Source organism: Spongiibacter pelagi (genome assembly GCF_014705705.1).
Classification (GTDB): Bacteria; Pseudomonadota; Gammaproteobacteria; order Pseudomonadales; family Spongiibacteraceae; genus Spongiibacter; species Spongiibacter pelagi.
Genome location: NZ_JACXLD010000025.1, coordinates 1 through 6,249 on the forward strand (window position 1 = coordinate 1; position 6,249 = coordinate 6,249).

The following is a 6,249-nucleotide window of genomic DNA, read 5'->3' on the forward strand; positions in this document are numbered from 1 at the left end:
TGGAGGGAGAAAGTTACCGGAAACAGCAGCACATGGAAAAGGCGAAAAGCCAGTAGAAAACTGAACCACCCAACCGGCCATCATAGTTGTCGCCGACCGGACAAGATAGTTGACGCTAAACAAGACCATTGACATTGGACACTGTACGCGCGTTGCTGCTGGAGCTATACCTATGCCATCCTTGCGGGTTTATGATGATTATTCCAGAACCTACGCTATTTCAGGCACAGTTTCGTCATACGATAATTACGGAAATCGCTCCACTGGTTCTCACAATGGTTATATGAGCTCAACATCTTCTCCCGCCCAGTCTTTCACCACAGGCTTTGCAAATGGCGCTGCAATAGGTGCTGCAATAAAAGCCAAGAGAGAAAGGCAGGCAGTCATGGATGGCTGTATGGCTCAGCTTGGATGGACAACGAAAGAACCTGACTTCGAAATTATCAGTACCATTGAGCCGGGTCATACTGTAAATGATAGATCCGCTAGTTTATTAATCTACGAATCAGCAAAGGAACAATGGGCTGATGAAGTAACAGAGTTTGTTTTCATTTTTAACGAATACAGGGAAAATGAGCGTAACTACAACCTTTTAGATGAAGAAGTCAAAAGACTGGCCACCTCAAATCCTGAATTGGGAAGTGAGCAAATTTTGTGGCAGGCTCACTCAAATTTAACTGGCTCTGGACAAGTAGTATTAAACAACCGGAATGAAGACTCATTGACATTAGTCGAAGCATATCAGGCAGCCGCTAATAAAAATCCAAACGCATACTTTGCGTTAGCAGCTTATTATTACGGTATGTACAACGAAACAGAAGTCTCTCCCGGGATGGCCAGACGCTGCGCATATTGGACGCAGCTAGCATACCAGGGCGGCGCACAACAGAGCGAGATCTTGTATAGCATAATATTGTTTCATGGAATTGGAGTTGCTCCGAACCAAGATCTAGCCTATTCGATAATTAAATCTTTCAGTCCCCCCAATGAGTTTTCAGAATCCGTGCTTGCAGATTTTGAATCCGAGTTGGGAGAAAAATAAGCAGGAAGAAGACCATAATCTCTCATCGGGTCGTAAGAAATTCTGTCGCTTGCAAACTATAATTTTCCTGCAGGGTCGTGATATACGCCAGTGGCCTGTTGGTTTTCACACGCCCTCATTTGGGCCTGATCATAATCAGTGTCACTAGAGACTACCTTCTCTGGGCTTCTCCACTACCTGATCAACCACAAACATAGGCACAAAAAACCACTCTCGGGGTACGACAGGCTTTCCAAAACGATCTTTAATCTGGATGTCTAACCTAGCCGATTCAAAGAATCTATGAAGCAGCTTTTCAAGCTTGACCCAGTTGATGTTGTATAGCTCGTAAGTTGCTGACTGTCAGACACGGCTGTACCACGTGCCTTTACCCTTTCCGTACTGAGCCAGTTGCTGACTGGACACTAGGTTTTGCAAGTGCTTCTTTATGGTGTTTCGGTTTGCGCCGGTCAGCTCAACAAGCTGGGCGACGGTAAGCTGGCCTTGCTCAGCGGCCAGTTCCAGAATTTTGATCGACAGCTCTGGCATTTTCGCCAGAAGGATATGCTCCCGTTCGATTTTGACTTCCAGGCGCTGCTTTTGCTTTTTCAGTGCCCGTAGAAAGTACAGCACCCACGGTTGCCAGTCAGGTGATTCAGTGCGAATCGTACCCTGGGTATTGCGTAACGCCAGGTAGTAACCTTCTTTGGACTGCTCAACCACGCTCTCAAGGGAGCTGTAGGGCACATAGGCGTAACCGCTGCGCAACAGCAGTAGCGTGGTGATCACGCGAGATAGCCTGCCGTTACCGTCTTGAAACGGGTGGATTTCAAGAAAGACCACGGTAAAAACCGCAATCACGAGTAGAGGGTGCAGGGTTTTATTTTCCAGCGCCTCCCGAGTCCACGCTACCAGCTCCGTCATTAGGCGGGGCGCATCAAACGGTGAGGCCGTTTCAAACACCACGCCAACTTCCTTGCCATCGGCATCGAAGGCGCTGACATGGTTGGGGTGAGTCTTGTAGTTTCCCCGGTGGCGTTCATCCTTGGTGCTGTAGGCAAGCAATTCGCCGTGGAGTTGGCGGATATGGTTCTCGGTGAGGTCGATATGGTCGGCACTGTTGAAAATCATGCCCATCACATCGGCATAGCCCGCAACTTCCTGTTCATCACGGGTATCGAACTTCTTGATCTCGATATTGCTCAGCAGCCGAGCCACCTCCTGGTCGGACAGGCGGCCACCCTCAATGCGGGTGGAGGAACCGATACTCTCGATGGTGGCTACCCGGCGCAGGGCCGACAAGCGATCTGGCGCGAGCGTGCCGATGGCGCGCCAGGCTCCCTTGAACTCGTCCAGCTCTGCGATCAGAGACAGGATTTCCGGGGTGATTTGGAGAGTGTCGGCATTTAGGCTCATAGCCGGATATATATCCATATATATCCGTATTTTGCAAGTAGTATGCGCCTACAGAGCCAAATCAATATCCATATTTATCTAAAAAGTAGATAACCAAGCTGAAGCCCTGCTATTATATTGCTGCCTTTGCTGTAGAGCAGGGGGCGTGTCACAAGATGTCAACACCAAATTGACAGCTAATCGCTGCCAACACGGCATACGACATCCGCGTGGCGAGGTTACATTTCATTGTGATCTCCAACGTGATACTGACATTATAAACCATGTCTAACATGTGCGGTTTGCTTGAGGTTTGGCGACCTGACAAGATTGCTCGACTTATAGCTAGAAGGTGTAGTCAAGTGCACCAGCTAAGCCAAGCGAGGGGTAACGGATGCCGCAGTCCTACCTCGCTTGGTTTCGCTAGAAAATCAAGGAAGTTATGACAAGCAAGGATGACGGATGGTATCGCAAGCGCGGCTACCTTCACTTCGACCACCCCATCGGATACAAAAAGGCCCGGAAGATTGTTGCAAACCCCAAGGCGGTTGCGAAACACAGTTTTTGGCCTCTTATCCACTATGAAATCACCACCCCAAAGATAACCAAAAACTCGGCAGGTGATGTAGTCCGGAAAGAAAAAGCCAGGCCCATTGCTTATGCCTCCCATTTAGACAGCCATATTTACGCGTACTACGCGCAAATACTGGCGGAACTCTACGAGAATCGCCTTGCAGCGCTTGGTATCGGAGAACATGTCTCCGCGTTTCGTAGTCTCGGCAAATCCAACATTGAATTTGCTCGCGACGCTTTTAAATCAATCTCGGAGTTTGGCCCCTGCGCCGTAGTCGGCGTTGATATCACAGGTTTTTTCGACAATCTCGATCACGCGATATTGAAGATGCAGTGGTCTAGTGTCCTCGGTGAGCCACAGCTGCCCCACGATCACTTTGCAGTTTTCAAGTCGCTAACCCGCTTTGCACTGGTTTCCCGCGAATCACTTTATGACCAGCTGGGAATATCAAAGCACAATCCGAAAAATGGCAGAGACAGGATATGCAAGCCGGAAGAATTCCATTCACTTGTTCGAAAAACAGGGCTAATTAGCTCTAACAAAGGCTCGAAAGGCATACCACAGGGCACCCCAATTAGTGCGCTTCTTTCAAATATATACATGATTGAATTCGACAAGCGAATGGCGGAAGTAGTGTCAGAATGGGGAGGTCGGTATTTTAGGTACTGCGACGACATGCTGTTTATTGTCCCTCAAGAGTTTGAGAAAACCGTTGGAGGAATGGTTACCACAGAAATCAAAGCCCTAAAACTTGCCATAAATCCAAAGAAAACTGAGATACGGCTATTCAGCAAGAATGCCGAAGGCGGGCTTCATAGCAATCAGCCCATTCAATACCTTGGGTTTCTCTTTGATGGGCAGCAAATTTTATTACGATCCGCCGCACTATCTCGGTACTCAGACAGAATGAAACGTGGAGTAAAGCTTGCAAGGCGTACATGCGGCAAAAGAAACACTGCCAGGATAAACAGAGGGCAGCATCCCAGGCCGCTGTATAAGCAAAAGCTATATGAACGATATTCGCACTTTGGCAGGAGGAACTTTGTGCGGTACGGGCTTAGAGCGGCTGATATTATGGATTCAAAGGCCATCAAGCGTCAGCTGAAACCGCTATGGAAAAATCTTCAGAATGAAATTGAGAAATAACCCTATCACTCAACTCAACCAGTAAATGCCAGAGCATTCCTCAGGCTAGTGACCATCGCTCACTTTTATTCTGCCAATTCGGCTTTATAAAATTTTTCCGGCGTCTGCTTATATCTGCGTCAAGATTAACCACGCTCCCGTCTTTAACCAAGTTCCGCATTGCTGCTTGAAAATCACTCGGATATAAGTCCGTCTGCTCTAGAAAATCCGCCCAGCATTCCCAATCGATCAAGAGAGGGCCTGCATTAAGTTGACTAACAAGAAAATCCTGAGCTGTCGCAATGTTTGCTTCAGTATCACTGAGATTACTGACAGCCAATGGGATATCGCCGAATAAATCGTCCGTATTAGACCTCTCTAACTGGTGGCGCAATTTAACTTCCGCTTGCGTTCTGCGCTGGACAATATTCATTTTCTCCGCAGCGGCCTTAAAGACATCAAGCCCCCTTGGGTGACGAGTAAGATAAACCAAAGCGTATAGCGTCCGGTCACGACCAGGCTTTTCAATCCTCACATATCCTGAGCGTCCGTCGTAACTCCGAATAGTATTATTCCTATAGAGCTGTAGCAGTTTTGTTTCTCGCTCTCGCGGAAGCTCGGTGGAAAACTGAGGAATTTCCCCAAATAGCTCAATCATATCTTCAGCGTGGTGCTCAAGACTGACGAATCGATTGATGAAGTCATACATTAGGTTAATTAGAAATTCGGCTTTAGGCAGCTGAAGCAAGGGCTTCATAGTCCTAGCACCAACCACTTTTTGCCAGCCTTTAGGGTCAACAAAGAAAAATGAAAAGTGACTTCCACACCAGTCTACTATTTCAGGGATTTTCTCAGTGTAATCGCCGTTGATACAGCATGTTTCAATTGTTGTGTAAGGAGAGTTGTCCAAAAAATCTTTTAGCGCCTGAAAGGCATTTGGGTCTTTCTCAATGTAAAGCGCCCGGAATTTTACAGCCCGACCGAACGTCTCAGAAAGATCATTTTGACAAGCGTACATTTGTTCAAGCGAAATACCGATCGATGTATCGCTCAGTTTTTTGTCGCCCGCCTGCCACGGCCCAGAAAAACAGTCTATATAATTGATCGTGGATTCAGCATGTTGACCTATTATCAAAAAAAGCCGTTGCAGGTAGGTTTTAAGTATTTGGTGCTTTACATAGGCCTGCTCTCTACCTATGTATGAATCTGGAATTGTAATCTCGTTCAATAGCCCGCTCTCCCTGCGATATGAGATTTAGATATTTACCAAGGGAATACTATCCCAAGTTTTCCCTGCAAGAGCTCTACCGTTGGCCTGCTTTGAACGGCGAACACCATCAGCACCCCATGAGCCCCACTGTTTGAAAAAGAAATCTGTACCGCTTCGTTCACATTGAGACTTTACATTCATGGCCCAAGATTCCTTCATGGGGCGAGCCTTTGCACCTGACTCACCTCCAACAATTACCCACGCTATACCCTTTAAATTTAGACGCCCTAAGTCCTCAAGCAAAGGCTCTACAGATAAAAATCGAGTTGACGCCCGGATAGCCTGCAGATCACCAATTCTCGGCTTGCCATACTTCTTGTCTTCCACAGAAACACCTAGCCAGGCGTTGAAAGGCACCTTGCGATCCTCGAAATAGCGCCTCATGTTTTGACTTCTCTTTGTCAAAATCTGATAAGTATGCTGGGGTGTTTGCCGAATAACGCCCATTACTTCATCAATAAATCCATAAGGGACATCCTCTTGGAACAAGTCACTCATTGAATTCACGAAATAAATTGTTGGCTTTTTCCTCTTCAGTGGTTGGCTTAAACGCTCTGGAAGAAGGCTAAGACCGAAGCCGTTTTCATAGCCTACGGCACCCATTGCCTGCAACCTCCGAGACATCGTTTCGGCGTAACAATGCTTGCACCCAGGCGAGACTTTCGTACATCCCGTGACTGGATTCCATGTTTGCTCAGTCCATTCAATTTTGCTCATCTATCGCACCATGCCTGTATGCACATAAGGGGTATCCATTTAGCTCCACATAGCGTATAACTACTGGATGGATATCCATACTTTATCCCCGATTGCCGGCAAAGACTACCCCCAAAATTGGAATGCATTCCTGGACTGGTTTTCCAC

General features: G+C 47.3%; 5 protein-coding genes and 1 pseudogene. 2 read left to right on the forward strand and 4 right to left on the reverse strand.

Features of this window, described 5'->3' with window-relative positions; translation table 11 throughout:
• Window positions 1-109: 109 nt before the first annotated feature.
• Window positions 110-1,042: a hypothetical protein gene (locus tag IB286_RS15035; protein WP_190766954.1), complete on the forward strand. Its 933-nt coding sequence runs from the start codon at window positions 110-112 to the stop codon at window positions 1,040-1,042.
• A 144-nt stretch (window positions 1,043-1,186) separates the two neighbouring features.
• Here IB286_RS15035 and IB286_RS15040 read toward each other — a convergent pair.
• Both IB286_RS15040 and IB286_RS15045 read right to left on the reverse strand, forming a co-directional pair.
• Window positions 1,187-1,363 (reverse strand): annotated as a pseudogene (locus tag IB286_RS15040) (GIY-YIG nuclease family protein); the annotation flags it as partial.
• 21 nt (window positions 1,364-1,384) lie between these two features.
• Window positions 1,385-2,455 carry a Fic family protein gene (locus IB286_RS15045; RefSeq protein ID WP_223826452.1) on the reverse strand — a complete coding sequence of 357 codons (1,071 nt, stop codon included), beginning with the start codon at window positions 2,453-2,455 and terminating at the stop codon, window positions 1,385-1,387.
• Between the two features lie 403 nt (window positions 2,456-2,858).
• Here IB286_RS15045 and drt2 point away from each other — a divergent pair, with 403 nt between their 5' ends.
• The gene (gene drt2 / locus IB286_RS15050; protein WP_190766956.1) at window positions 2,859-4,136 is read left to right on the forward strand and encodes an antiviral reverse transcriptase Drt2; all 1,278 of its coding nucleotides are present in this window, start codon (window positions 2,859-2,861) and stop codon (window positions 4,134-4,136) included.
• 40 nt (window positions 4,137-4,176) lie between these two features.
• On the opposite strand, the gene tcmP is transcribed toward drt2, so the two are convergent.
• The gene (gene tcmP, locus IB286_RS15055; protein ID WP_223826453.1) at window positions 4,177-5,343 is read right to left on the reverse strand and encodes a three-Cys-motif partner protein TcmP; all 1,167 of its coding nucleotides are present in this window, start codon (window positions 5,341-5,343) and stop codon (window positions 4,177-4,179) included.
• Between the two features lie 27 nt (window positions 5,344-5,370).
• Window positions 5,371-6,102 carry a phage Gp37/Gp68 family protein gene (locus tag IB286_RS15060; protein ID WP_190766958.1) on the reverse strand — a complete coding sequence of 244 codons (732 nt, stop codon included), beginning with the start codon at window positions 6,100-6,102 and terminating at the stop codon, window positions 5,371-5,373.
• Window positions 6,103-6,249: the final 147 nt, after the last annotated feature.

Bases quoted from the DNA above. Each gene is read 5' to 3' on its own strand.
- IB286_RS15060 (WP_190766958.1), bottom strand. From the start codon at position 6,102: ATGAGCAAAATTGAATGGACTGAGCAAACATGGAATCCAGTCACGGGA.
- IB286_RS15045 (WP_223826452.1), bottom strand. From the start codon at position 2,455: ATGGATATATATCCGGCTATGAGCCTAAATGCCGACACTCTCCAAATC.
- drt2 (WP_190766956.1), top strand. From the start codon at position 2,859: ATGACAAGCAAGGATGACGGATGGTATCGCAAGCGCGGCTACCTTCAC.